Genomic DNA, 2069 nt, shown 5'->3' with positions numbered 1-2069 from the left:
GTGTAGCGCGGCGATCTGGATGAGATTCCAGCGACAATCAGGATGAGAGACCGGTGTCGCGGCAGGTTGATGATGAGCGGGTCGATCGACCTGCGCAAGGTGGCGCTGGGTAAGGTTCGTGTCGCGGCGCGTCAGTCGTCGGCGGTTTTGATTGTCGCGCGGGTTGGCGGTCGGCCGGGACCGCGCTTCCGATCCAGGGCCGTGCGACGCCGGTAGCTCTCGACGTTCATCTCGAAGATGGTGGCATGGTGCACCAGCCGGTCGACGGCAGCGAGCGTCATGGCCGGATCGGGGAAAATCCGGCCCCACTCGCCGAAGGGCTGGTTGGCGGTGATCATCAGGGAGCGGCGCTCGTAGCGGGCGCTGATCAGCTCGAACAGCACGCTCGTCTCGGCCTGGTCCTTGGTGACGTAGGCGAGGTCGTCGAGGATCAGCAGGTCGAAGCGATCGAGCCGGCCGATGGCTGCCTCCAAGCCGAGGTCGCGCCGGGCGACTTGCAGCTTCTGGACGAGGTCGGTGGTGCGGGTGAACAGCACCTTGAAGCCGCCCTCGACGAGAGCGAGCCCGATCGCGGCGGCGAGATGGCTCTTCCCGCCGCCGGGTGGGCCGAATAGGAGCAGGTTGGCGCCCTGCGCGAGCCAGGCGTCGCCGGCGGCGACCGCCATGACCTGGGCCTTCGAGAGCATCGGCACAGCAGCGAAGTCGAAGCCGTCGAGGGTCTTGCCCGGCGGCAGGCGCGCCTCGGTGAGATGACGCTCGATGCGTCGTCTGTCGCGCTCAGCCAACTCGTGCTCGGCGAGGGCCGCGAGGAAGCGGGCGGCGGGCCAGCACTCCTTGTCGGCCTGTTCGGCAAAGCGAGGCCAGACGGTCTTCATGGTCGGCAGGCGCAGCTCGCCGAGCATGAGGCCGAGCCGGGCGGTGTCGACCGCGGTGGTGGTGCGGGCCGGGGCCTTCATGCCGCCTCTCCCGTCGTGGCGGCGTCGAGCAGGCTCTCGTAGCTCGCCAGCGAGCCGAGGGCGACGTTGACGTGAGGGATGGCAGCCGGATCTGGGGCGAAGCGTGCGCGCAGGGCGGCGAGGTCGGGCAGGCGCTTGGCGGCGAGTTCGACAGCCAGGCATTCGGCGAGTTCGGCCTCGCAGCCGCGGTCATGGGCCAGCGCGAGCAGGTCGACGGCGATGCGGCAGGCTTGGCGTTCCGGAAGGGAGGCTCGCAAGGCCTCGAAGGCGTGCCGGTAGGGTGCGCGCGGGAAGAGCCGGTCGCGGTAGACGAGGTTGAGAAGCGCCATCGGCTTGCGCCGGAGGGCGTGGATGACGTGATGGTAGTCGACGACCTGATCGTGCCGTCCGTCCGGATGCGCGCGCCCCCGCGGCAGGGTGAAGAGGTGAGAGCCGCCGACGAAGACGTCGAGGCGGTCGTCGTAGAGGCGCACGCGCAGGGTGTGGCCGATCAGGCGCGAGGGCACGGTATAGAACACCTTGCGCAGGCGGAACCCGCCGGCCGAGGAGACGCGCACGCTGACCTGCTCGTAGTCGCACGAGCGCCGCTCGGGCAGTCGCGCCAGGACGGCCCGCTCGCTGTCGATACGCTTGGTCTGGCGGGCGTTGCGGCGTCCGACGAGCTCGTCGACGAAGGTGCGGTAGGTGGTCAGATCGGGGAAGTCCGTGCTGGTGCGCAGCAGGAGCGCGTCGGCGATGGCCCGCTTGAGGTGGCCGTGCGGGCCCTCGACCGAGCCGTTCTCGTGGGCGAGGCCGGTGTTGTTGCGGGTGGGCGTCATGCCGTAGTGGGCGCACAGGGCCTCGTAGCGGCGGGTGAGATCCTCCTGGGCGGCCGCGTCGAGGTTGCGGAAGGCGGCCGAGAGGCTGTCGGTGCGGTGCTCGCGCGGCACGCCTCCCAGCGACCAGAGGGCATTCTGCAGCCCTTCGGCGAGCGCCACGAAGCTCTCACCGCCGAGCACGACGTGGGCGTGCTCGAAGCCGGAGTAGGCGAGCCGGAAGTGGTAGAGCCGATGGTCGAGGCGCAGGCCGGCGATGGTGACGCCGAGATCGGCCATGTCGGTGAAGTCCGATAGT

General features: G+C 69.8%; 2 protein-coding genes. Both read right to left on the bottom strand.

The window, feature by feature from the left end:
* Nucleotides 1–131: 131 nt before the first annotated feature.
* The gene (gene istB / locus MFF22_RS08350) at nt 132–956 is read right to left on the bottom strand and encodes an IS21-like element helper ATPase IstB (RefSeq protein ID WP_238248508.1); all 825 of its coding nucleotides are present in this window, start codon (nt 954–956) and stop codon (nt 132–134) included.
* On the bottom strand, nt 953–2069 hold a 1117-nt coding region (locus MFF22_RS08345), incomplete at its 5' end, for a Mu transposase domain-containing protein (protein ID WP_238248507.1). The genes istB and MFF22_RS08345, both read right to left, overlap by 4 nt.

The organism is Methylobacterium persicinum (genome assembly GCF_022179525.1).
Taxonomy (GTDB): Bacteria; Pseudomonadota; Alphaproteobacteria; order Rhizobiales; family Beijerinckiaceae; genus Methylobacterium; species Methylobacterium persicinum.
Note: the sequence above shows the minus strand (reverse complement) of the source record. Positions and strands in the feature narration are given on the sequence as shown.